The sequence below is a fragment of the Myxococcales bacterium genome, assembly GCA_022563535.1.
GTDB lineage: Bacteria > Myxococcota_A > UBA9160 > UBA9160 > UBA4427 > DUBZ01.
This window is the reverse complement of sequence record JADFNE010000031.1, coordinates 1-23,572: the sequence shown is the minus strand read 5'-3', so window position 1 is coordinate 23,572 and position 23,572 is coordinate 1. Positions and strand designations below refer to the sequence as shown.

Sequence of the window (23,572 nt, the reverse complement as noted above, 5' to 3'; positions counted from 1 at the left end):
ATCTATAGAGCAGTTTCAACGGTCGGCCGAATGGCACTACGGCTTGTCGCAACTCCTGCGCAAGATTGCTCCGGATACTGAGGTAGCGCAATGGTTTCAAACAAACGAGACAACCTCCAGAAGAACCTGCTGAGACTCCGGCGAAAAAACTCCGCCATGGCCAAGCGGGTCGAGGACGCGAGCAGCGAGGACTGCAAAATTGTCGAGGGTCGCAGTGGAGACGCGACGGTCATCTACAAGGGGATTCAACTCGGATCATCCTACGATCCCCGGCGCGAGGGTGCGACGATCGCCGCGGAGATCGTAGATTCCGAAGCGGACATCGTGATCGCGATCGGCTTTGGGCTGGGTCACCACCTCGAAGCCTTGCGTGCCAACAGCCCCGCGCGGTTGATCGTGTATGAGCCCTCGGCCGAAAGAATGAAAGCGGCACTCACCGCAAGACAGAGCCTCACCTTTCTTTCAGACAAGTTTGTCGACTTTGCAGACACTCTTGCACAACTCTTTAGCCTGGTCGATGCTCGTTACATCACGGGGCTTAAGCTGCAGGTCTATGTCCACCCCCCAACCATGAAACTGACGCCCCTCGAAGTTCACGAAGCAGTGGCAATCGTTTCCCGCGCAAAGGACTTCATTGACATTACGATCGGAACCCGGGTCCGCGAGCTCGAAACCTGGGGCAAGATCACCATGTGCAATGTCGGTCCAATCAGCAAGAACCCCAGTTTCCGGGAGCTCTTTGGTCGCTTCAAAGATGTTCCGACAGTTGTCGTGTCAGCCGGTCCTTCTCTTGACAAGCAATTGCCCAAACTGATCGAGTACCGAGATCGAGTCTTGATCGTCTGTATTGGTCAGGCACTCGGTTCACTTCGGTCCGTGGGAATCGAACCCGATCTGGTTCATGTTCTCGAGAGCAAACGGGTCGAGGATCAGTTGAGTCGAGTGGGTTCGAGCGACACGACAAATCTCGTCCTCACCAACGATGTCACCGGTGGATTCTTCGACCTCCCTGTTCGGAGTCGATTCATCGCGACTCCGGCGGCAGACAAAGTCGGGCGTTGGATCGCCGGAGTGCTCGACCGAAAGGGCTGGACCTTTGGCGGCAGCACCGTCGCCCATGGAGCAGTCTCATTGGCCGCCGCGCTCGGCGCCAATCCGATCATGCTGATCGGCCAGGACCTGGCCTATACGGATGGGCGACACTACGCGAAGGGGTCGGCCTACGACCAGGTCACGATCAAATTTGGTGATGACGGCTATTCGACGATCGACTCTTCTTCGCGCATGGAAATGCTCAAATCGACCAAGAGCAGAGAACCCAAACGCATTCGGGTGCTCTACGTAGACGGATGGTACGGAGAAAAAGTAGCGACATCACCGAGCTACGCTGGATTCATCGATAGCTACAGGGGCCTTGCGCAAATATGCGGTGACCGCGGTTCCGAGGTGCTGAACTGCACCGAAGGAGGCGCGCGAATTCACGGCCTTCCCCATCTGCCGTTCTCCGAGGCACTCGAGCAGCATGCGAGCGAAGTGGTCGACGCCCATCGGATCATCACCGATGTATACGACCAGTGGACACCATCCAATTTCGACAAGTTCTTGCAGGAAATTGCGCGGGTCCAAAAGCTGTTGAACAAACTGGATCGGAACGGACGGAAGGGCGAGGAGCGCTGCGAAGCTGCCGCACGGGAACTTCCGCGCACAAACTCTCCTCAGCGTCAGATCGACCTGCTGCGGCGCATCGGTCATATGGAAAAGGAAGTGCGGGCACTCCTCCTGAGTATTCCGTGGATCGACTCTGTCGTGCAGCCTGAGATCGCCTCCTCGTTGGCCGAAGTAAGGCGGAGCGAGAACCATCACGCGACACCCATGCAAGCGGTAAGCGAGGCTCAGTTTCTCTTCGAAGCAACTCAGCACGGAGTCGTACGCGCCCGCGAGCTGCTCAGGTTGTGTTCTGAATCAGTCGAGAGCTCGATGGCCAAAGAGGCGGCAGAAGAAGCAGCTTCGTCGGGGACTCAGAGCGCCGACCGCAGGGTTAGAAACTCAAGCTCCCCGAAAGCCCACTCCAACGCGAGCGCAGGCTCCGCCGGCGCCCAGCAAGGGCCCGCTGGATGATCTCGTCGACTTCGCTGTAGCGTTTTCTGCTCGAGTGCTCCGACAGGGTTCGCATGCGTCCCGCTGCGGCAATCTCTCGTCGCTCGTCTTCGTGATTCAGCAGATAGTCAACCTTCTCGACGCAATCTTCCACGCAGTCGTAGGTCAGAACCTCGGTTCCGTCTTTGAACAGCTCGCCAAGATTGGCCCCCCGATCGGTAATCGTGCAGGCCCCGACACCGGTCGCCTGGAATAACTTTTGATTGCCCACACCTCCTCGGGCAAGATCGCCGTGGGCGTTGAAGGTGATGCGCGAGCGCTGCAACACCTTGTAGTAGTCGAGTCCGTATACCGGGCCATGATTCTTCGTCGAATTGGAAACGGGTAATGGCGCCGATTGCGGAGACGACCAGATTTCGAGCGGAGTCTGGTGCATCAATCCTTTGAGTTGCGCGTTGCGATTTCGATTATTCGCAGCGGGGCCTGATTCCATGACGTACGTAAAATCAAACAGCTGCGCTTCGGCAACCTTGGACGGCGCCGGAAGCTGCGAGAGAATCCCGGGATCAAAACATGAGTAGACAAGATGAGGAGAGAGTCCGACTTCGCGACATCTGCGGTACAGCGGTGCAGAACTCACAAGCAGCAGGTCAGCCGTTGAAAGTTCGCGAATCACTTTGGGAGATGGAACGATCGATTGCTGATGAATGACGAGCAGTTCGATGAACGGGAAGCGAGCCTTGAGGTCGCGCCGTGATTCGTAGGGAAGCACGTCGTGGTCTTGCAAGAAAAGGACTTCCGGTTTTGACTCGGCGATCTGGTGCAAGACCAACTGGGTGCGCCAATTTTTCTCGTCTACTTCGATACCGCGCTCCCAGGCCCAGGTACGCTGCAGGTTTTCCATGTCACAGATGATTTCTTCGGCCTCGTGCCCCATCGACTTCATGGCCCGGGCAAGTGCGTCACCGTGATGAATCTTTTCAGCCAGCCACGAGCGGCGTTGTTCGGCGAAGGAACAGCAGCGAAGACTGGGGTCGTTGCGGTAGAGAACTTCCGCCGCGTCCGGATCTCCGAGGGACGAGATCCGCATGATTCGATAGTTCCGATGTCTTACAGGCGTGTCGCTCATTGGCGATCTCCCCCGCGTAGTTCGTGAGCTTCCGGGCTTCTGCTGTTCAAGATGCGCCGCGCAGCCGCAACCGGGCTCAACCACGGGAGATCTCTCGACCTCGGCTCAACCGGCCCGACCTGGGGCTGGGTGTCGTCGAGGAAATCTTCGAGCACGCGACAACACCAATGGGTCTTGAACAAAGGGAGCATGATCGCGCTGCGGCGAACTTCGAACTCTGGGTGGGACAGGCCGGAGAAAACCTTGCTGCGAAACAGTTCGAGGTGACGGGCCTCTCCGGCAAGTGATGGCTGGAAGAAGAAATCCCCTACCAGCCGAGCTGGATCATCCCAACCCGCGCCCTCGAGATTGAGAAAGCGAAGGGTGCCGTTTCGCGTACGCAACACGTTGTTCAAGCCGAAATTGGCGGGAGAAAGAATTCGCCTGTCGTTCGCAAGGCGGGCGCCAGGATCAATTCCGAGCTTGCTGCATTCCTTTCGGACCGATTCTTCGGCTCGCTTCCACGCGATCGACAGCTCGCGGCGCGCGAAGCGCAGGGCTTCGTTCTGGTTGGAGTTGATCGGATCGATGCCGTTGAGCCGCTGCACGCGTCGATCGATCTGGCCGATGTGTGCTGCGATCGAGAACGCCGCCTCGTGGGCCTTGGTCAGTGCGCGTGCATCGGGTCGCCGACGATGCATGTTGATCTCGCGAACAAAGTCGATCACGGATTCGATCTCTCGGTCCCCGATCTCTCCGCGACGCAACGGTCGGCCGTCGATGAACTCGTAGAGCGCCAGACCCTCGCGCTCGTCCCAGGCAATTGGCTCGGGTGCCTGCCTTATGCCCGATCGGTGGAGGAACTGACAGAATTTGAATTCGGCCGCGAGCCAATCCCGAGGTTCAGAGACACGTCGGAAGTACTGCTTCAGGAGAAAACGACCCGCTCCTGTTCTCACCCGGTACTGGCGATGGCCACGACCGCCGACCAACGGCATGATCTTGTAGGGCGGCGAAATCTCGTGTCGATCGAGAAATTCTTCGGCAGTAATCAGGAGTCGAGGGTTGGGGATTGAATGAATCACCCTTGGCAAGTCGGTGCAGGCGACGTGCAGCTTTAGTGCAGGAATGCGCTCTGGTGGGATTCGAGCGTGGAACCATTGAAAGACCCGGTCGAATTCTCGTGGTTGGCCCCCACTGGTGTTCTCAAAGCCAACGACATCTTCCGCTCCATCAGTTGACGAAGTGGTCCGACGCGTGCCGAATGAGTCTCAAACCGGCTCGGCTGCGCACAAAGGGATGCGAGTTGAGGTTCTCGCCGCTGGCTTCTAGAAGGAACCAGTAAAAGCTCTCGAGGCCGGCTTCGTCGCTCAACGTCGAAGCTCCGCCGAAGCGCGCATTGCATTCGAGCATCCGAAACTCACCCGAGGGTAGCTCGATCGCTTGTAAAGTTGCATGACCCCAGAATGCGAGAGCTCGAACGACCTGCTCACAAAGATCCGCGAGTACGGGCGATTCGACCAGAGTCGTGATCTGGGACTCTCCCCCGACAACGCTGTCCCGAGTGCGGCAAACAACTCCGTGGACACAACCCTTGCGATCGCGATACAGGTCGACACTGAACTCGCGACCTTGCAAGAACGGTTGAAAGATCGGAGACTCGAGATGCTTGGACAAGCCAAGGGCTTCTTCTGGTGAAACGTTGCAATGGAGGTTCTTCGAACCACCTCCGAAGCGCTCTTTCACCACCAGCGATGGATGGTCCCGCACGGAATCGAAGTCTTCGGTAGTGGGAATCGCGGGCAACCGCGACACTTCGAGAAGTTTTGCAAAGCGAAGCTTGTCCACGCAGTTGGCAACGCTCGAGGGTGAGCCCACCAACACTTCAATTCCGGCCTCGGCGAGCGCTGGTCGATACTCCGCAAACACGGGCAACTCGGCATCTCGCGTCGGAACGACGAAACTTATGCCGTGACGCAGACAGTATTCGAGCAGCCCTTGGAAACTCAACTCATCGAGCCGCGGGCACTGCCAGAACGCATCCACGAAATGAACCCCGAGAGCATCCGCATCGCAGTCCGCTCCGTAGACGAGGGCTCCGGGGTCGAACTTTGCCAATGCCCGCCTCACACTCCTGATCAAGGGGATCTTCTTGGCGATACTCGTGATCAGAACGTTCTGGCCCCGGGGCGTACGAGAGGATCGAGACTGCCAGCGAATCTGTGGCGTACGAGTCGCGTACGTCGCAGCCTGTTTGTGTTCGTAAGCGATGATCTCCGCAATGCCTTCTTCGATCCTCGTCTGCGGCGACCATCCAGTCTCGTCTAGCAGCCGCGTCACGTCCGCCGCTGCGGTTTCGTACGCAATGTCTGTCGGTAGTGAGCGGGTCTCCATCGAGGGGAAATGATCCAGGAGAATCGCCAGTACCTCCGAAACCCGTCGCGAGGACCCGGTCGCGAGATTCACCACTCCCTTGGCTTCACTCATCGCCAGGGCGAGTAGACCTCGTGCGACGTCACGCGCAAAGATGTAGTCAAAGGATCCTTCGACCCCGTAGACCTCGAGTACTTCCTTTGCCAACAGGCTCCGAACCCATCGCGAAATGACGTCGCGCGAGCCGCAGCCATAGCTGCGAAAGATGCGGGCACTGACGCTCGTGAAAGCGACGTCCGGACATTCGGACAAGAACTCGAGTTCGAGTTCGTGATGGTGCTTCGCCGAACCACACAGGTTTCGCGGGCGGATGGTCGCTGTTTCATCGAGCACGGCAGCCTCGGCCTGCGGTCGATCCGTGGTGTAGAGCGCCGGATCGTAAATCAGATAGCTCGAAGCAAAGACGACCCGCCCCAGGCTCGACAGCTTTGCCATGCAGCCGATCAGGTGATGGCTCAGCGCAATGTTGTGCCGATGCCCCTCGTCAAAGAAACCCGGAGTTTCGACGGAACGCTCGAAGGTTGCGGCGAGATGGAAGAACACCTCCGGGCTAAATGCCCTGAGTTCCCGCTCGGTGATTCGGTTCAGGTCACCTCGGCGGTAGGCCACTTTCTTTGGGAAGTCCGGCGGGCGGGGTTCTAGATCTCCGACCAGAACCTCGGCGCCGGCGTCTATCAGCATCGGGACGAGTTCACGCCCGATGACGCCCGCACCGCCGCTGACAAAAATGCGCTGGCCCGCGAGGTTCCGAACCCCTGCCCGGGAAACGGCTGGTGGATCGAGTAGTTTCACCGAGCGAAGCTCTCCCGAAAACTCCGCACCGGCCTGAGGCCATCTGTCGGATCGGCGCGCCAGTTGCGCTCTTCTCGCTCCCTCGCGGCCGGAATCTTGCGACCGTCTCCATCGGAACGAAACGCGATTCGAGTATCGCGAATCAAATGCGAGATCGGATCCGGTTTCCAGCAATGACCGACAGCATACTCTTCGCCCTTTCCGTCGAGATCAAAATGAAACTCGATCATCTGGGCACCGTAGCGGTGAATGGCGCGATGGAGCACACCCGGTTCGACGGTGTGATCCGACCAGCCAACATCGAGGTCCAACGATTGGAAGTTTCGGGACAGGTCGCGCAGGGTGACGAGGGCCGAGAGGTTCGCCTCGTAGGGCTTGGCGGGGTACCCCGACACGCAATGCAGAAGCGTGAGTCTCCGGCAGCCCGCGTTGAACAAGGTTTCGACCGCATCTCGCACTTCCTGAAGATTGGCCATTCCAGTGGACAGAACGATCGGCTTCCCCGTGGCGCCACACGCCCGCAATAGATCGTTCCAGATGAGTTCGTATGAGGCGATTTTCAGAAAATCAACATGGGGCTCGAGGACGTCGACTGCCTCGAGATAGAATGGAGTGCAGCCAAACTGAATTGCCCGTTCGCGTGCCCGCGCTGCAAGTTCCGGAATGAACTCGAGAGGTAGTTCCCAGGCGACCCGAGCGCGGTGGTCGTGACTCTTGGCGAGAATCTCGGGTGCAAACAACTGAGTGATCTTGAAGAGCTGAAACTTGACGCCATCACAGCCGATGTCGGCAGCGCGATCGATGAAAGCCAAAGACCGCTGGAGGTCGGCACCGTGATTGCTAGAAACTTCCGCGATGAACCTGGGCGCGCTTCCCATATTCCCTCCTGGAGCCGGGCCCGGAAGATTGTTCCGCCTCGGCCTTCAAGTTGCACGATTGGAATGCAGCTTGAAACGCCACAGCCCGATATCGCGCTTGCAATGGCCTTACATTGCAAGACCAATGCAAGACCAATGCAAGACACATGCCCGTCGCTTGAAGTTGGGAACCGGCCCGTCAGGGTTGCACAGCTCGCTGCACGATTTCGAGAATGTCGAACGGAATTGGACCTCGACCCGGGAACAGGCCGAAGTAGAGCGTCGCGAGCGCGCAAATTGAAAGTGCGAACACCGCCGGAAGTGAGAGATCCTCAGACTCGCCGCGGTTGGCCTTTCCCATGTACATTGCCGTAGGCACGCGCAGATACCCCGCGAACAAGACCACACTGGTGATCGCCATCAAGAGTGTGAGCAGGATTTGACCGTCTCCGATCGCAACCGACATCACCGCCAGGCGACTCACGAAGCCCGAAGTTCCGGGCAATCCCGCAAGCGCGAGCAGGAAGAGCGTCATTGCGGCTGCGAGAATCGGCCGATGCTCCGCAAGGCCCGTGTAGTCCGAAAGGGATTCCCACTCTTCTCCCCGCCGCGCCATGGCCGCAATTGCACCCAGTGCACCGACTTGCATGAAGAGAAACACGGTGATGTGAAGCAGTGCTGCGCTGCGAGCCTCGGGGGTTGGCACAATCAGCGCGGCCATGAAAAAGCCGGCGTGGGCAACGCCCCCGTACGCGAGCATGCGCTTTACGTTGGATTGGATTGCCGCCATCAGGCTTCCGACCACCATGCTGATCCCTGCCAGGAATGAAAACAGCGCAGTAAATCCGGGGAGGGCGGCGGGTGCGATCAAATCGAAAATGCGAATCAGTGCGAACGCCGCTGCGGTCGCAATGGTGGCGGGGAGACAGATCGCAACGACGGCGGGAGCGCCCTCGCTCAGGTCGGGTGCCCACTGGTGAAACGGTGCAAAGCTCTGTCGGCTGAGAATGCCGACAAGCAGCAATACCATTCCTCCGAGGGCCAGGGGAGAGGCTCCGCCCATTGCGCCGTGAATGCCCGGGTAGTCGTAGTGACCGGTTGCGCCGTAGATCAGCGCGATGCCGTAGAGTGAAATTGCGCTCGCAAAGACTCCCGTCAGCAGTGCGCTCATACCAGCTTCACCGCTACCGCGCTTGTCCCGATCAAATGCCACCATCACGTATACGGGAAGCGTCATCAGTTCGATTGCGACGAACAGGATGATGAGGTTTCCCGCGCAGACCACGGCGATTGCCCCCGCAACGGATAGGAGCAGCAGGGGATAGTACTCGCCGTGATGAACCCCCCGGGCCGGGAGATAGGCGAGCGAAAGCCACAGCGTCAGCAAGCCTCCGCTACACAACAGTACGATCGCGAAGCTCGCAGTCAGATCGACGACGAACATCGAATTCGCCAACGCGATCACACCGTTTGTGTTTTCAAAGTTCAAACCCGCGAACGCCATCGAGGAGAGCAAAAAAACCGCCGCGGCGGTCGCAAGAAGAGAACCCTTGAAGAAACCCAACTCGCGTTCTCTGGCCTGCTTTCCCTCACGCATGAAGACTGCATCCGTCAGCACGAGCACCAACGGGGCAAGCGCAATGATCCCCAGTGGCGCCAACGCTTGTAGTTGCCAATAGGATGTGGTCACGGCCGCACTTCCATTGCCGGAACAGGTTCCTTATCCATTTCCTCGAGAATGTCCTGAACCTTTTCCTGAAAAACGTCCTGATTGATTTTCTCATCAATCTTCTCATCAATCTTCTCAACTACGCGATCCACGGGTTTGACATCCGGCACGGGGGCGGGCGCATCAGCGACCGCGCGCGCCATTCCGTTGAGCAGCAAGCTCACCGGAGGTTCTATTCGTCTCAAAATGGGATTGGGGTACAGGCCGACCCACAGGATCGGGACGATCAGCGACAGCGCGACCAGTCGCTCGCGCAAATTCAAATCGATCAGGCCGCGATTTTCCGGTTGCTCGATCGGGCCGAGCATCATCCTGCCAGCGGCGCCCATCAACCCACAGGCGACCAAGGCCATCCCCGCGAGTGCCAGAAGGGTCGTGAACCCTCCGATCGGGAAACTCCCCAGGAAGACGAGAAAACTGCCCACGAAACCGCTGGTGCCCGGTACTCCGACCTGGCCGAGGATCGCGATCGCGAACAACGCTGCGCAGATCGGCATCGGTCTCGCCAGCCCACCAAATTGCGACAGCTCCCGGGTCGACCTGCGCTCAACGATAAAGCCGATCAAGATGAACAGCACGGAGATGCACAATCCATGGCTGAGCATGTGGACAACAGCGCCCACAACCGCATGATGTTCGAGACTGCATATCCCGAGCACAATGAAGCTCATATGCGCAAGGGATATGTATCCCAGCAGACGTTTGACATCTCGCTGCGCGAGTGCGAACACGCCGCTGATGGCGATACCCGCGAGAGCAAGGCCGCACAGCCACGGCGCAGATTCCATCGCTGCATGGGGAAAGAGCGGGAGCGCGATGCGAAGAAACGCGAAGATTCCGAGCTTGAGTACCAGGGCGGATACGATGACCGAACCCGAAGTCGGGCCTTGGCACTGGGCGTCGTTGTACCAGCCGTGAAATGGGACCAGCGGAATTTTGACCGCAAAGGCCAGGACAAAGGCGAAGAACAGCCACGACTGCGTCTGCCACCAATCGATTCCAGCATCGCCGGTGACTCCGGCCGCGGCACCGATCGGGACACGCGTGTCGAGAAATCCAGGAGACGCCACGTCGATCCATCTCACAAGATCAAAATTTCCCGCGCCGCCTTGCTCGAGATTGAGTCTATAGACGACCAGAGTCGCGGCCAGCATCAAGAAAAATCCCGCAGCACCCAAGACCAGGTACTTCACCGCCGCGCGCAGACCGTCGGCTCCACCCCAGCGACCCAAGATGAAGAAACTCGAGATCAGGGTGAGTTCCCAGAAAAAATAGAGTTGAATAGCATTGAGCGAGACCAATGCCCCAATGATCCCCGTCTCCAGCAAGAGCAAAAACACCGAATAGCTTCTCAGCCACTGATCGACTTCTTTCCATGAACCCACGATCGCAATCGGAAACACGAAGGTTGTGAGCATGACCAGCACCAGGCTGATGCCGTCGACTCCGACGAAGTAGTTGAGCCCCAACGAGGGCATCCAGCCGATGCGCTCCATCATTTGATAGTCGGTGATTTCCGGATCGAATCCCTGCCAGAGTCCCACAAACGCCAGCACGAAAGTGATCGTGGAACTCAGCAGTGCGATCGCACGCCAGGACCAACTCGGCAGGCCGTCCAGGTTGAAGATCGACGAAGCGATGACGCGCGCCCCCAGGAGTGAAAGCGCTGTGAACATCGGAAGAAATACGACCCAACTCACGATGTTGGAATCTACGGGAGTCACCATGTCGGCAACCTCCCATCCCAGTTCAGGCCGACGTTCATTGGGCAACCCAGGCGAGCATGATCAGCGCGCCTCCAAGTACGACCAGGAAGGACACCTGGGTGATTCGAATGCTCGTTGCGTGTGCGTCGGAAGCTGGATTGCCCCGCAGCGCGCGCGCCATATCTCCCAGCCGCATTCGCTCAGCGAGGCTCTGGAAAGCGGACGTCCCTTCGAACAGCGTTCGCGAAAGCGCGATCAGTGGCGACGAAATCCGGCGTTCCAACAGCCCCCACGCATTGTTTCCGGCGAGCACGCGCTGCACCGGCGCCAGTTTTTCATTCAGCTCGATGCGGATATTCGGAAAGCGAATGTAGAGGAGATAGGTGATGCCAAACCCGAGTACCGTCGCGAGCAGCGCGCCAGCGACCATCCGCCAACGCAACCCCACGTCGATCGCTTCGCCAGCCCTGGCAGCGAGGGCACTGTCGAGGAAGAGACCGAGACTGTCAGAACCCTCGACACCTCCCGGCAGTAGATCGCCCCAGATTTGCGCGGGATTGAGCGCGACCCCAAGCACCGAGAGAAAAGCCAACCCGTACATTGGGATCATGAGCCCCAGTCGTGGATCGTTGAATTCGTCGCGAAAGCCGAGAGGAGTCCGGATCGAACCCCAAAAAACTCCGATCAGGTATCTGGAGAGCGCCCAACTGACGAGCAGCGCGGCAATCAACGTGAAGCCATACAGCACCCCGGCACCGGGCACGTGTTGGGTCTCGAATACTGAGGCGATGGCTTGTTCTCGAGAAAGGAATGCCGCCGGCGAGAGCACGCCGATGACAACCATCAGGTGAGTCAAGACCAGTCGAGCGCTCAGCCCCCCCATGCGACGAATGTCGCGCTCCCCTTCGAGGCAGTGGATGACCGATCCCGCGGAGAAGATCATCAATGTGGAGACGACAGCGACCATCGCGAGATGAAAGATCGCTGCGCTGTAGGCACCACATCCGACCGCCAGAAAGGCAATGCCAAACTGGCTAATCGCAGTCGCGATCAGTATCGAGACCAGGTCGCGCTGGACGAGTGCAAACACCGCAGCAATTACCGCGGTCAGTGCTCCGGCCCAGGCGATGGCAGAGGATGCAGCGTCGGTAGCAGCAAACAGGAACGAGAATCGGCAGCATAGATAGACACCCATCGACGCGGTGAGCACCGAGAGAGCCGCCGCTGGCGCCGGGGATCGAGAGACACCGGAGAGCGCGAAGGTAAAGGGCAGCTGTGCCGATCTACCACACGCCGCGAGCCCGATTCCCAGCCCCAGCAGGGTCAGGGCCCGCACCTCGACTCCAAACGGCAGAGTCACCAGCAATTCGCCCAGGGCCGAGAGCCCGACTTCGACGTCGCTGAGACTTGAAGTATGGGCGCCGATCGTGGTGAGCGACCAGAACAATCCCACGAAGGAGCCGATCAGCATCGCATCAACCGCAACACTGAAAGTGATGCTGCGAATCGTCGCGCGGCCACCGCCGCGATCTGAATACCAGAACCCGATCAACGCAGCCGTGCCGAGTCCTGTCCCCATCCAACCCGCCAGAATGACCAGCAGATTGTCACCGAGCACGAACACCAACATCGACGAAAGAACGAAGCTCATGTACGTGAAAAATCGCTGGTATCCCGCGTCGGGTCGCGTGTCGCCCTCCATGAACCCGAGCGCATAGAGCCAAACCAATAGACTCACGATGATGATCAAGAGAGCGGTGGCGCCGGAGAGCGCGTCAAAGCGGAAGGCGAGGTCTGCGTTGAAGGTTTCGTCCCCGACCCCGAGTCCGATCCAACTCCAGAGGGAATCGATTTGCACTCGGGTTCCCGGTGGTAGATTGATGAGTTCGGCAAAAGCCGCGCAGGTAAACAGAAACGAAAGGACGAGCGGAACTACCGACATGGCAACGACCCAGGTCCTTGCCACGGGTCTGCGCAGCAGAAACAACATCGACGCCTGAACGGCCGCCCCGGCCAACGGGAACAGGGGTATCCAGCGAATCAAGTCGGAGGACGTCGTACCGTTCAGCATGGCGAGCTGCCCGCAGCTTGGGGCTGACTTGTCCTGCGTTCGCGCCGCGCGGCGATCAAGAGGCCCAGGCCGACGGTGACTTGTGCGGTTGCGACGGAAAGAACCAGCACTCCGAACCCCTGCCCCGCAGCCTGCCCGACACTGGAAACGGTGTGGTCGAATGAAACCTGTGCGAGTACCGATGCTGCGAGCATCAACTGGAGACTGAGGAGCACCGAGATGGTGCTGCGATGCACAAAGACCCCCAGAATTCCCAGACCAAAGAGGGCGGCCGAAAGCGCGATCGATGCGTTGGGATCGATCATTTATTCGAGACCTCTGCGCACGAGGTAACCGGCCCCTATCAATGCGCCAAACAACAACAGGCCAACGCAGAGCACTGCAACCCCCTGGTCGACCAGCACCGTATGACCAACGGTTTCGAAAGATCTCGCACTGAGCAGCGCCGCGTGTTGCGGCGTTCCAGCCAGGTTGCCCGGCATGAGACTGGAAAGAAAAGTCCACATCAGGCTCACGCCCGCGACACCCAACGTGATGATGAGCCAATGCCACGATCTGGGCATCCAGTTGTTGTGGGTGTTCGGCTGGACATCGGAGTCCGCAGAATCGTCAATCGCAAAGAAGCAGACGAGTCCGAGTCCGGCGCAGAAGAGCAATTGCGCGATCGCAATCACGTGGGCACTGAGCAGAATGAAGACTCCCGCGAGTGCACTCATGCTGAGCAAAAACCATGCGACACTGGTTCGTGTCCCGCGCCGAGAAAGAATCCCGGCGACTGCCGCCCCGAGGATCACTACGCAGAGCAGCGAAAAAATCATCGGCGGCCAGGTCATTGCGATGCCCCGCGCGCTAGCAAAAAGTTGGCCGTCACAAGAAGATTCAGCAGGGACAGCGGGACGACGACCTTCCAACACAATTTCAGTGACGCCTCGAACGAAAGCCCGATCAAACGCCTGCGAATGGGATCGATCATGGCGACCACCAGAATGACTTTGGCGAAGAACACCGAAGTATGGACAACCATGCACAACAAGGTCGCGAACCCGGTGCCCAGGTAGGCGCCGATTGCCTCTACGATTGTGCTTCCCGAGACATACGGCAGGGCACCGCCTCCAAGAAAGAGAGCGACGATGACACTCGCGACCAACAACGCATCGAGATGTCCCGACGTCCTGACGAGAAAATATTGCGCTCCGGTCAAACGGCTCCCGGGTTCATCGGAGGAATCGGCCGCCGTCAGCTGCAACACACCCAGGGCACAGACACTGTATAGAAGCATCGAAAAGGGTTGAAGAAACATTCCCCATCCCGGAACCAGCAGTCGTTGGACCTCGAGGGCGTTGGAGCCAGAGAATTTGCCGATCGAAAAGCTCTGGTCCTGGGCAATGGCGATCTCGGTCGGGTTCAGGCTGCCGAACACCATGGCGAGGGCGGCCAGGGCGAATCCGGCTCCGGCCGCCCACGAGATTTTGACCACGCCGCAACGCACTCGATCTCCAACATTGGGGACCAGCCCGATCGAACCGTAAATTGAAAGCATTGCGGCGCCCAACAACCAGACAATGCCCCAGTCGAGATTCGCAACGACGAGATCAATCTCGTGCCCGCCGATGGAATAACGCGATCCAAACGGAATCACGGCGAAGGCCGACAGGGGGGCGACAAATACCGCGGCGGCGGCGATGTTCGAGTTTCTTCTCGCGGCGGCAGTCACTCTCGCTTCGATCGCGATGAGATCGAGGAGATGAGCCAGGGGGCCAATCAAACCAATGACTGCATGGCTCGAAAACGGTCCGCCCTGAAACGCTGGCTGGGCACTGCGGCCGACCAGCATCCGCACTCGGGCCGGGACCAGAACTCCCAGTAGCACGGTAGCGATCAGGATCACCTTGAACCCAATGCCCAACAGCATTCGAGCCCGCCCCCTTTCCGAGTGTTACGTGCTCGGCTTTGCTGAATCGATCTGGGCTTCGTCTTCGGATTCGGTTGCGTAGGAAACCGCCCCCCGAGCCCACGCATAGAACACACCCATCATCAGACACATACCAAAGCCGAGCATGACCATCAGACCCGTGAGACCGGCTTTGCGAATCGTGGCTCCCCACAAGTAGAAGTAGAAGGACCCTGCGTGGAGCATCAACCCAACGATTGCAATGAAGAAGTAACGCGCGGTCGAGCGGCCGACTGGGATACCGGGTTCCTCGCTTACGGGATCGAGGGCGGAACCGTCCAAGCCCGCTGCTCGGGCGCGCCTTTTGCGAAGGCCACTCGCAAGGGTGTAAAGAAAAAACACCGTGCCGAGCCCAACCGCCAACAGTCCAATCAGACCCAGGTATTCGACAAGCATGAGCACCCCCTTCACTCGATTCGCCGACCAGCGCGAGACTCGCCGGTGATGATGCACATTCAAATGCGCATGCCGCACCCCAACGCAGCGCAATTGCGCATTTGGCCTGGGGGGCGAAGAACTTTTTCGGGGACTTTCTTCGGAGCTTGTTTTCGCGTCTTCAGGATCTGCGTAGAAGTGGGGCCGGTTCGGGCGACGGACCGATCTCCCAATGCCAACTTTCCCGGACAAAAATACTTGGGCTGCGAGGTCAACGCAACACACTTGACCGTGTTCGAGCCCATCGATCGCACGATCTCCGCAGCCCGACAGCCACAGACTCAGCCCTCGCCTCCGCTACAATCGGGCAATGTCGATACCGGTAGGCGTGATCGGCGGCGGAAGCTTCGGCACCTGCCTCGCCATCCTCTGCGAAGGCTACGGCGACGTCACGCTTTGGACGCGCAGCCAGGCCACCGCAGATGCGATCAATCGTGACCACCGGAACCCTCACTATCTCAGCGACACCACCATTCCAGCGGGCGTTCGCGCGACCAGCGATCTGGCCGAAGCCGTCGCAAAAAAGGAACTGGTGATCTGTGCGGTGCCGAGTCACGCCGTACGCGAAGTCATGGGGCAAGCGGCCCCACACCTTGCACAGGGGGCGATTCTGCTTTCCGCCGTCAAGGGAATCGAGTTCGATACGGGCATGACGATGAACCAGGTTCTGCGCGACGTATTGCCCGCATCACATCACGCGCGAATCGCCTGTTTGTCGGGTCCGTCGTTTGCGGCGGAGATCGCCAATCACAAGCCCACGGTGGTCACCATTGCCTGTCAGGACGAGACGTACGCAATTTCCGTACAAGCGACTCTCTCTTGTCCCTGGTTTCGTTGCTACACGAGCACGGATGTCATGGGAGTCGAACTCGGTGGATCGCTCAAGAATGTAATTGCAATCGCGGTCGGGATGGGAGACGGGCAAAACCAGGGACACAACTCGAGAGCTGCGATCATGACCCGGGGACTCGCCGAAATCACCCGGCTGGGAATCCGATTGGGGGCAGACCCCACCACATTCCTCGGACTCTCGGGAATGGGTGATCTGATTCTGACCTGCACCGGGGATCTGTCACGCAATCGCCGGGTTGGACTCGCGCTCGGTCAGGGTCGTGGGCTCGACGAAATCCTGGAAGAGATGGGCGAAGTTGCAGAAGGCGTAAATACAACCCGCGCTGTTTGCAAACTCGCAGATCGGCTCAACGTGGACATGCCGATGGCCCAGCTGGTGCGCGAAGTATTGGATAGGGAACGGACGCCCCTGGAGGCGGGGAAGTCGTTGATGATGCGACAGCTCAAGAGTGAGTTTGGGTAGGGTGGCGGGGTCTTTTGGAGGCAAGTTGGGGGAGTGTTGTTGTGGGAGAATTGTGGTCTCTCTTTAGTGGGGACGAGGAAGTGAGGAACTGCCTTGGGTTCAGGGCGGCGGCGCACATTCGTGCTTGTGCAGGTCGGGTGCAAAAAACGTAAACGGCCCCGCAAGGGGCGTATTGTGTTGATATTTCGTACTTTTGCGTGCTTCAATGAACGTCCGTCCAGTTCCTCAACGCACCCAATCGTGCCCAAAACGAAGAGATTGATTCCATGATTATTCTGCTCGAAATCGCGTCCGTCGCCCTGCTCGCCATTCTTGTCTCGCGTTTTGCGCCCGACAATCTGCGAGGGCGCATCCTCAACGTTTTGAAAGCATGGGTCACCGTTCGCGCGTTCTGGTTGCTCCTGTCTCACCCCGTGAAACTCGAAGACGGGGAATACGTCATTGCATGGAAGTTGATTCAGCAAACTCTCCAGAACATAGACGCGGGAACCTTCTGGTTGTTCGTTTCGATGGCGACGGGAATCAAGTTCGTCGGGATTCTGGCGTCGATGCGTCGCTGGATCATCCTGTTGCGCGGGCAGGGAATTCAACTTCCCTTCAAGCACATCTTTGGTTCGTTCTTGATTGGACGCTTCATCGGAACCTTCTTGCCCAGCACCGCGGGTCTCGATGGCTACAAACTCTATGACGCTTCGCGCTTCAGTGGTCGCACGGTCGAGACCACCGCGGCAACGTTCCTCGAGAAGGTTTTGGGCGTCACGGGAATCTTTCTGACATACCTCGTCTCTCTTCCGTTTGGTGTCGAGATTCTCCGCGTTCACCTTGGCGACCAGACCTATACCTTTGCGGCGATCTCCGTTGCCCTGGTCGGGGGCATCATCGGCAGCCTGCTCACCATTCTATTTTTCCCGGGTCTCGTGCAGTGGGTGCTCGAAAACGTGCCGATCCCCGGCAAGCAGCGACTCGAAGGCATCGTACTGCGACTTTCCAACGCAGCCGCGGCCTACCGGAACCAGAAGATGCTGGTCATCCAGGCCCTGTTTCTGAGCTTTGTCGTCCACTTCACGACCGCAGCGATGTACTTCTTTACCGCACTCGCGATCGGCGTAGCCAGCGCAAATTTCTGGGAGGTGACGTTCGGCTCATCGATCCAGATCCTCGCCACGGTGCTCAGCCCCTTTACCATTGCGGGAGAAGGAATTCGCGAAGCCGCGCAGTATTTGTTGCTGAGCGAGCGGCTGGGTGCGGGAAACGCAATCGTTTCGGCAGCCCTCGGGTTCTGGGCGGCGGAAGCCCTCACGCTGATCGGCGGCGTTTTCTGGTGGATCCGCCCGAAGGACTACACCCCCAGTTCCTGCCTGGTAGACGGCCAACAAGTCGATTACGCAGAAGCCGCCAAAGCAGCGGGCTCGATCGAAACCGACGAGGAGAAGGCCAAGCACGACGCCGTGTCGGGCCATGCACTTCCCCCGATGGGCGCGCGGATCGCGCACTCGGCCGGGCTGGGTCTCGGCGGCGGCATCCTCGCGGGCATCTTGATCGGCCTGATCGAAACGGCCGTGATCGCCCAGGGTGGTTTCGGCGAAGAAGCCCAGGTTTTCTGGTACGGATTCCTCGCCTACTCGACGATCCTTGGTGGATTGGGAATGGTGGGCGGCGCCTTCCTCGGCGTGCTGCCCATGGATCGCGAAGACGCCCAGGGTTGGGTGCCCAGTCTCGCGATGATTGCGACCCTGGTTCCCTTTGGTCTGGCCATCACCGTCTTCAGATTGCGCCGAGATGTCTACCTCGAACAAATGCCACCGACACCCGTTCTCCTGGGAGTGCTGGCCGCGGGAGGCGCCATCGCGCTCTTCTTCTTCTTCATGGGACCGCGGTTGTTCCGGGGCAGTATCGGACGCCTGGCACAACCGTCCGGCGCATTCGGCGCCCTCGCAGTCGCGTTGGTCATGGGCTTTATCACCATGTTGGTCGCGGGCCCGAGCGGCAAGGCGGACACGCACCACGGAGGCATTCCCGCTGCGCTGGCGAATCAGCCCAACGTGATCCTGATCATGGTCGACACCCTGCGCGCAGATCATCTCTCCTGTTATGGCGGAAGTCTCGAAACCCCGAACATCTGCAGCCTGATGGAAGAAGGCGGCAGCCGGTTCCAAGGCTTCTCTGCTGCGTCCTGGACCAAGCCCGCAACGGCATCGCTGCTTACGTCGCTGCTGCCCTCGAGCCACAATGCCATGTCGAAGCCCTCTACTTTGTCTCCCGACGTCGAGTTGATCTCGGAGGTACTCAAGGAGCGCGGCTACACCACGGGCGGGATCGCGAGCAACATCAACCTGGCCGGAAGCTTTGGCTTCGATCAGGGGTACGACGAGTACATCTACCTCGGGCCCGACTATCTCGCAGGAGCTCGGGAATCTTCGTCCAAGCTGATCATCTATTCGATCGTTCGGGCCGTCTGGTTCAAGATCAACAAGGGCCTGCGCTTCGGTGATTTCTACCAGGACAGCAACGTGGTCAACGAGACCGCTTTCGACTGGCTCGAACGCCACGCAGCGGATCGCTTCTTTCTATTCCTTCATTATATGGACCCCCACGATCCCTACTTCGAACACGAAGCCGATGGGAGCTACACGGGAATCGCGATTGCGCGGGTTTCGAATCAGCACCCGGACGAGAGCCTGGCCAAGGAGATGCACCGGCTCTACAACGGCGAAATCGAATATCTCGACCGCAACGTGGGTCACCTGCTTGCCCAACTCAAGAAACTAGGCCTGTACGACAATTCGGTAATCGCACTGGTCGCCGATCACGGCGAAGAGTTCTACGAGCACGGTGGATGGTGGCACGGGCTCACGTTGTACGACGAGCAAATCCATGTTCCGCTGCTGATTAAGTGGGCCAAGGGTATGCCGGCGGCCCCCGCCAGCAGCTTGGCCGAGATGGCTCGAACGATCGACGTGGCGCCGACGCTGATTGCCGCGACGGGGACCCGGGTGCCGGATGCAATGCAGGGCATCGACCTGATGAGCGAAGGTTCTTCACGCTCCGCCAAGGATCTCGAGGTGTACTCCGAAGAGGACCACGAGGGCAATGTGATCTGGAGCCTGCGGACCAAGACGATGAAAATGATCCAGGCGAACCCGGGCAATCCGCGCGGTCTCGAAGAGACGGAACTCTATGACATGAGTTCCGATCCTCATGAGACAAAGAATCTCGCGAGCTCGGGCTTCGACTCGGAGATGACCACGCTGGCCTCTCATGCTGAGTTGCAATTGAAATATGCTCTAGGAGAAGCGGTCGAAGCTGGCGGTGATGTCGCAATGACCAAAGAGGATTGTTTGCAGCTGATGAATCTTGGTTATGTGCAGAGTTGTGATCATATTCAGTAGGTAGGTTTTGCGGGCACGCCAGAATCGGCGAGGGGTGGGCGCAGGTGAATGGCTTCCATGCTCAACCCCGCCAAGCGTTTTGCTTGGCGGGGTTGTTGATTTTGAGGTGTCCGAGTGACTCGTCGGCCGGGCGAAGGCGCGGCGCTCAACCTCCGGAGGTATCCGTCCTGGGGAATGGAGGAGCCGGCGTGTCGATTTCTGGCAGACGACGGGTACGCACAATCACCGAAGGCCTGCCGCTCGTGTCCGTGATCGGGTTGCGAAAATCCCAGACGGTCTCGCCCTCGGGCGTCACCTCGAATACGCGTCCCCACTTTGAGTTCGTGATGAGGGTATTGCCGTTGGGCAGGCGCTGGGAGGCACCACGGGTTCCCGTATACAGGCTTTCGCGATCGGCTGCGTGGTACTCCCATACGATCTCCCGACGCAGCGGGTCGACTTCGACGACCCGCGACCAATGCCGGTCGAGACCGTTGTCAAAGACGAGGATGTTTCCGCTGGGCAGAAGCGTGCCATCGTGGGGCCCGGAGATCTCCCCCTGCCCCCAAGCCCAGACGATTTTCTTTTCAGCCCAGTTGAAGATCGCGACGATGTCTTGATGGCGGAAAGTCACGAGAAGATTTGAGAGTGCGTAGATCGGATCGCGGCGGGCGAGCTCCTCCGATTGCATCCACTCGATGGCATTCGAGTGCAGGAAATCGACTTCCATGAAACCGTCTCGATCGGAAGGCCGGATCTTCTGGGGCGTGAAGACGGAGAGGTCGGAATGGAGCAGTTTCGTGAGCGATGCTTCCTCGAGCAGATTTCCTTCGGCGTCCAGCAGCGTAATGTAGTGGTTCCGAACGGGGATCTCCGGGTGGATCTCCTCGATGATCTCGTGACGATAGGTGAGTGTTGCAATCCGACCGTCCGGCAGCACGTCCATGTCGTGATGCACGGGGAGCTTGCGTTTCCAGGCGACCTCGCCGTTCCAACCCACGCGAAGCAGATGATATGACTCGAAGACCGATGCTTGATCGTCCAGATCTGCCGGTTCTCGATGAATAGCCAAAACATCGCCACTGGGGAGCAGGACCGTGTTTCCCCAGCGATAGCAGGGCTCATGGTGCCAACTGTGGACGACCTCGCCGTCTGGGCGCATCAACTGTGAAGAGCAGCCAAAGGCATTGGTGAAGTAGATCAGGCCCGCTTGCTCTTTGTCGGGTGACTGTTGCAAGACACCCAGGGTCGTCGCGCCATTGTGTTCCTCGACGACGCTCACGTAGCCAATCGCGCGAAGTTGATCGAGTTCTTCGCGACTCATCGTCTCGTCGGCCTGCGGCGCCTGCGGTTCTGTCCCGCCGTCCTCACAGGCTGCGGTCTGCAACAATGGCACAAGCAGTGTAACGACGAGCAAAAAGCGAGAGGGCAAACCCCTATTCCGCATAGCCCAGGGCCTTGAGATTCTCGAGCAACTCTTCGTTGATCATCACCGGGTCGATCAGCTCGAGGGGGTGTTCTTCAAGCAGGCGGGAAAGCTCGGCGTCGAGCTGACGGAACGCTTCGCTGCTCCAATCGGATACCCGCTCGTCTTGTCCGTGAGGTTTTGCCCGCTTGTAGAACTCCAGCTGGTCCTGGCCGGTTCGAATCAGCTTTCCGCCGCTGCCGACGATCCCAACGCGTTCGGTTGCAACCAAACTGGCTTCGACCGCGTGTCCCGCAACCGTCTTGATGACCGCGCGTCGGCTAGGCCGACCGGCGGCGAGCTTCGGGTGATAGAAGGGATATTGGATGAGGACGTATCGGTCGTCCCTTTGCGCTGCATCTTGCAGCGCAAGCCCGGAATAGGAACTCGGAACTTCGATACCCGCCGCCACGAGAACACTCGGAGCGACGTCGATGATGGACACCTGGGCATCGACGCGTTTTCCGGCCGGAAACATCGGTGGGTAATTCACGATCATGGGAATCCGAATGGCGCCGTCGTACAACGAATCCGAGTGCTCGAAGTAGACCCCGTTCTCGAAGGGCTCGCCGTGATCGGCCGTCAGTACCGTGATGGTGTTCGAGCGAAGACCGCGCTTTTCAAGACCGTCGAGCAGCTCGCCCAACAAGCGATCGACATTCTCGATTTCCGCTCGATACAAGGCTTTGGCGTATTCGAAGACCTCACTCGGAATGTCGCCGTCGTTCTCTCGAGCCACGTCGTATAGCTGCAACCAGTTGATGGACGGATAGCGCGCGAAGAGATCCGGATCGATTGCGCGCCCGGGCCCTTCCCCTGGCGCATAGGGCAGGTGGGGCTCGAAGAGGTGTACCCAGAGAAAGAAGGGTGCGCCGGGTTTCAGGCCGTCTGCCCACTTTAATGCGTCGTGAATCGTCTCTTCCGCGCGCCGCTCTCGCGGCTCCGTCGGATGACGGTACGCATCGAAGCCTTGCGCCGCACCCGAAGCCTTGTCGAGCAGGGCAACCGACACGAAGGCACCCGTCTGGTAGCCGTGAGATGAAAAGATCTCTGCCAAGGTCAGTGCAGTGTCGGGTAGCTGGATTCGGTTGTTGAGGACACCGTGCTCGCGCGGATAGCGGGACGTCATCATCGAAAAGTGCGACGGAAGCGTCAGCGGCATCGGTGCGGCGGCGTTTTCGAAGACGGTGCTCGACTTGGCGAGTTGGTCGATCCTGGGGGTTCGCGTGTGTTTGTCGCCATAGGCCCCTAGGTAGTCTGCCCGGAGCGTGTCCACAGTGATGATGACAACGTTGGGACCCTGCTTGGGGCCCTGCGGCGCTCCGCACGAGCAGAGCAGAAGCATGATGATTCCGATCGAAACGCACCGCATCTCGGTGAGACTAGTCTAACGACGACTCGTCTTCAATTCAGTTGTAGGTACGGTGGATGCCTGTCGGGTTTGGCGGCGCAGTCTGCGTGGTCGTGACGGGGGTTGCACTGTAAGCTGCACCCGTGACTGTGACCACGCAGCCCGAGTCCGATACCCAGGAGGAGCGCGGTTTCCGCCTCGCTGCGCTTTGGCCTGCCCCTGGCGGCCGTTGGAACTCTGCTGCTTCATTTCGGGAGCTTCAATCTCTTCAAAGCCCCGGTTACCACGGACATCCGCTACTTCCTCTACTTCGCCTGGCGAACGGCGGAGGGCGAGACGCCCCATCTCGACCTCTTCGACCCCAAGTCTCCGCTTGCGAGTTTGGTCGGCGCCGTGTTTTGGTCATCGGGCGAGGCGCTGGGAATCGACCCGATCATTGCTGTGCGGATTGGCTACGTAGGGTGGGCCGCTGCTTGTGGACTGCTCTGCTTCTATGCGTTTCGCGCGCTCGGAAAGGGGCACGCGGCGTGTGCTGCCCTACGAGTGGCTCTGGAGAGTTGCATCGGCTCTCCGATTGCCGGACTGTACCTGTCTGTCCTCAAAATAGATCCGCAGTGTCAGATCAGTTCATGAATCCGAGCGGCCTGAGTTTCCTACGCGGCTTCCTTCCACACGTATCTATGGTGAAGACCGCCGACACGTGGTAGCCCCACAACTTTCGCCCCGAAGACAGGGGTGGCTCTCTCACTTCAGGTTTGACATAAGCCGGGTAGATTCAACAGGTCAACGCAACATACTCGCCTCAAGCACTTGAAAGTTGGAGGAGGCGAAAATGGCTCGAACGGGGCGTCGTGGTTTTTCGGATTTTGAGCAAGCGGAGATTTGGCGAGGTTG

The 23,572-nt window shown here is 59.0% G+C and carries 16 protein-coding genes; 3 read left to right on the top strand and 13 right to left on the bottom strand.

Annotation, left to right across the window (positions count from 1 at the left end):
* Positions 1 to 90 precede the first annotated feature (90 nt).
* Positions 91 to 2,118, top strand: a complete 2,028-nt coding sequence (locus IH881_11325; GenBank protein MCH7868278.1) for a motility associated factor glycosyltransferase family protein — start codon at positions 91 to 93, stop codon at positions 2,116 to 2,118.
* Here IH881_11325 and IH881_11320 read toward each other — a convergent pair.
* From IH881_11320 to ndhC, 11 genes are all read right to left on the bottom strand, one after another.
* Positions 2,039 to 3,226 (bottom strand): glycosyltransferase, encoded by a 1,188-nt coding sequence (locus IH881_11320; GenBank protein ID MCH7868277.1) that lies wholly within the window; start codon positions 3,224 to 3,226, stop codon positions 2,039 to 2,041. The genes IH881_11325 and IH881_11320 overlap by 80 nt on opposite strands.
* On the bottom strand, positions 3,223 to 4,290 hold the full coding sequence (locus IH881_11315; GenBank protein MCH7868276.1) for an aminoglycoside phosphotransferase family protein: 1,068 nt from the start codon (positions 4,288 to 4,290) through the stop codon (positions 3,223 to 3,225). The genes IH881_11320 and IH881_11315 overlap by 4 nt, the downstream gene beginning before the upstream one ends.
* A gap of 148 nt (positions 4,291 to 4,438) precedes the next feature.
* Entirely contained in the window at positions 4,439 to 6,430 is a 1,992-nt protein-coding gene (locus IH881_11310) for an ATP-grasp domain-containing protein (protein MCH7868275.1), read from the bottom strand.
* Positions 6,427 to 7,308 (bottom strand): N-acetylneuraminate synthase family protein, encoded by an 882-nt coding sequence (locus IH881_11305; GenBank protein MCH7868274.1) that lies wholly within the window; start codon positions 7,306 to 7,308, stop codon positions 6,427 to 6,429. Before IH881_11305 ends, IH881_11310 begins: the two co-directional genes overlap by 4 nt.
* Positions 7,309 to 7,486: 178 nt before the next feature.
* Positions 7,487 to 8,977: an NADH-quinone oxidoreductase subunit N gene (locus IH881_11300; protein MCH7868273.1), complete on the bottom strand. Its 1,491-nt coding sequence runs from the start codon at positions 8,975 to 8,977 to the stop codon at positions 7,487 to 7,489.
* Entirely contained in the window at positions 8,974 to 10,743 is a 1,770-nt protein-coding gene (locus IH881_11295; protein ID MCH7868272.1) for an NADH-quinone oxidoreductase subunit M, read from the bottom strand. The genes IH881_11300 and IH881_11295 overlap by 4 nt, the downstream gene beginning before the upstream one ends.
* 34 nt (positions 10,744 to 10,777) lie before the next feature.
* Positions 10,778 to 12,793 (bottom strand): hypothetical protein, encoded by a 2,016-nt coding sequence (locus IH881_11290; GenBank protein ID MCH7868271.1) that lies wholly within the window; start codon positions 12,791 to 12,793, stop codon positions 10,778 to 10,780.
* Positions 12,787 to 13,098 carry an NADH-quinone oxidoreductase subunit NuoK gene (gene nuoK / locus IH881_11285; GenBank protein MCH7868270.1) on the bottom strand — a complete coding sequence of 104 codons (312 nt, stop codon included), beginning with the start codon at positions 13,096 to 13,098 and terminating at the stop codon, positions 12,787 to 12,789. The genes IH881_11290 and nuoK overlap by 7 nt, the downstream gene beginning before the upstream one ends.
* Positions 13,099 to 13,626 (bottom strand): NADH-quinone oxidoreductase subunit J, encoded by a 528-nt coding sequence (locus IH881_11280; GenBank protein MCH7868269.1) that lies wholly within the window; start codon positions 13,624 to 13,626, stop codon positions 13,099 to 13,101. It abuts the gene before it with no gap.
* A complete protein-coding gene (locus IH881_11275; protein MCH7868268.1) occupies positions 13,623 to 14,705 on the bottom strand; it encodes an NADH-quinone oxidoreductase subunit H in 1,083 nt (360 codons plus the stop codon). The genes IH881_11280 and IH881_11275 overlap by 4 nt, the downstream gene beginning before the upstream one ends.
* Before the next feature lie 24 nt (positions 14,706 to 14,729).
* Positions 14,730 to 15,155 carry an NADH-quinone oxidoreductase subunit A gene (ndhC, locus tag IH881_11270; protein ID MCH7868267.1) on the bottom strand — a complete coding sequence of 142 codons (426 nt, stop codon included), beginning with the start codon at positions 15,153 to 15,155 and terminating at the stop codon, positions 14,730 to 14,732.
* Between the two features lie 334 nt (positions 15,156 to 15,489).
* Between ndhC and IH881_11265 the strand changes: the two genes are divergently transcribed.
* The gene (locus tag IH881_11265) at positions 15,490 to 16,494 is read left to right on the top strand and encodes an NAD(P)-dependent glycerol-3-phosphate dehydrogenase (GenBank protein ID MCH7868266.1); all 1,005 of its coding nucleotides are present in this window, start codon (positions 15,490 to 15,492) and stop codon (positions 16,492 to 16,494) included.
* Positions 16,495 to 16,760: 266 nt separating this feature from the next.
* On the top strand, positions 16,761 to 19,883 hold the full coding sequence (locus tag IH881_11260; GenBank protein ID MCH7868265.1) for a sulfatase-like hydrolase/transferase: 3,123 nt from the start codon (positions 16,761 to 16,763) through the stop codon (positions 19,881 to 19,883).
* A 145-nt stretch (positions 19,884 to 20,028) separates the two neighbouring features.
* Here IH881_11260 and IH881_11255 read toward each other — a convergent pair whose 3' ends face one another.
* A complete protein-coding gene (locus IH881_11255; protein ID MCH7868264.1) occupies positions 20,029 to 21,294 on the bottom strand; it encodes an aryl-sulfate sulfotransferase in 1,266 nt (421 codons plus the stop codon).
* A 4-nt stretch (positions 21,295 to 21,298) separates the two neighbouring features.
* A complete protein-coding gene (locus IH881_11250) occupies positions 21,299 to 22,672 on the bottom strand; it encodes a sulfatase (GenBank protein MCH7868263.1) in 1,374 nt (457 codons plus the stop codon).
* Positions 22,673 to 23,572: the final 900 nt, after the last annotated feature.

Excerpts from the sequence above, each read along its gene's own strand:
- IH881_11325 (MCH7868278.1), top strand. The coding sequence starts at position 91 with ATGGTTTCAAACAAACGAGACAACCTCCAGAAGAACCTGCTGAGACTC.
- IH881_11295 (MCH7868272.1), bottom strand. The coding sequence starts at position 10,743 with ATGGTGACTCCCGTAGATTCCAACATCGTGAGTTGGGTCGTATTTCTT.
- IH881_11250 (MCH7868263.1), bottom strand. The coding sequence starts at position 22,672 with ATGCTTCTGCTCTGCTCGTGCGGAGCGCCGCAGGGCCCCAAGCAGGGT.
- IH881_11305 (MCH7868274.1), bottom strand. The coding sequence starts at position 7,308 with ATGGGAAGCGCGCCCAGGTTCATCGCGGAAGTTTCTAGCAATCACGGT.
- IH881_11260 (MCH7868265.1), top strand. The coding sequence starts at position 16,761 with ATGATTATTCTGCTCGAAATCGCGTCCGTCGCCCTGCTCGCCATTCTT.
- nuoK (MCH7868270.1), bottom strand. The coding sequence starts at position 13,098 with ATGATCGATCCCAACGCATCGATCGCGCTTTCGGCCGCCCTCTTTGGT.
- IH881_11320 (MCH7868277.1), bottom strand. The coding sequence starts at position 3,226 with ATGAGCGACACGCCTGTAAGACATCGGAACTATCGAATCATGCGGATC.
- IH881_11290 (MCH7868271.1), bottom strand. The coding sequence starts at position 12,793 with ATGCTGAACGGTACGACGTCCTCCGACTTGATTCGCTGGATACCCCTG.
- IH881_11265 (MCH7868266.1), top strand. The coding sequence starts at position 15,490 with ATGTCGATACCGGTAGGCGTGATCGGCGGCGGAAGCTTCGGCACCTGC.
- IH881_11280 (MCH7868269.1), bottom strand. The coding sequence starts at position 13,626 with ATGACCTGGCCGCCGATGATTTTTTCGCTGCTCTGCGTAGTGATCCTC.
- IH881_11275 (MCH7868268.1), bottom strand. The coding sequence starts at position 14,705 with ATGCTGTTGGGCATTGGGTTCAAGGTGATCCTGATCGCTACCGTGCTA.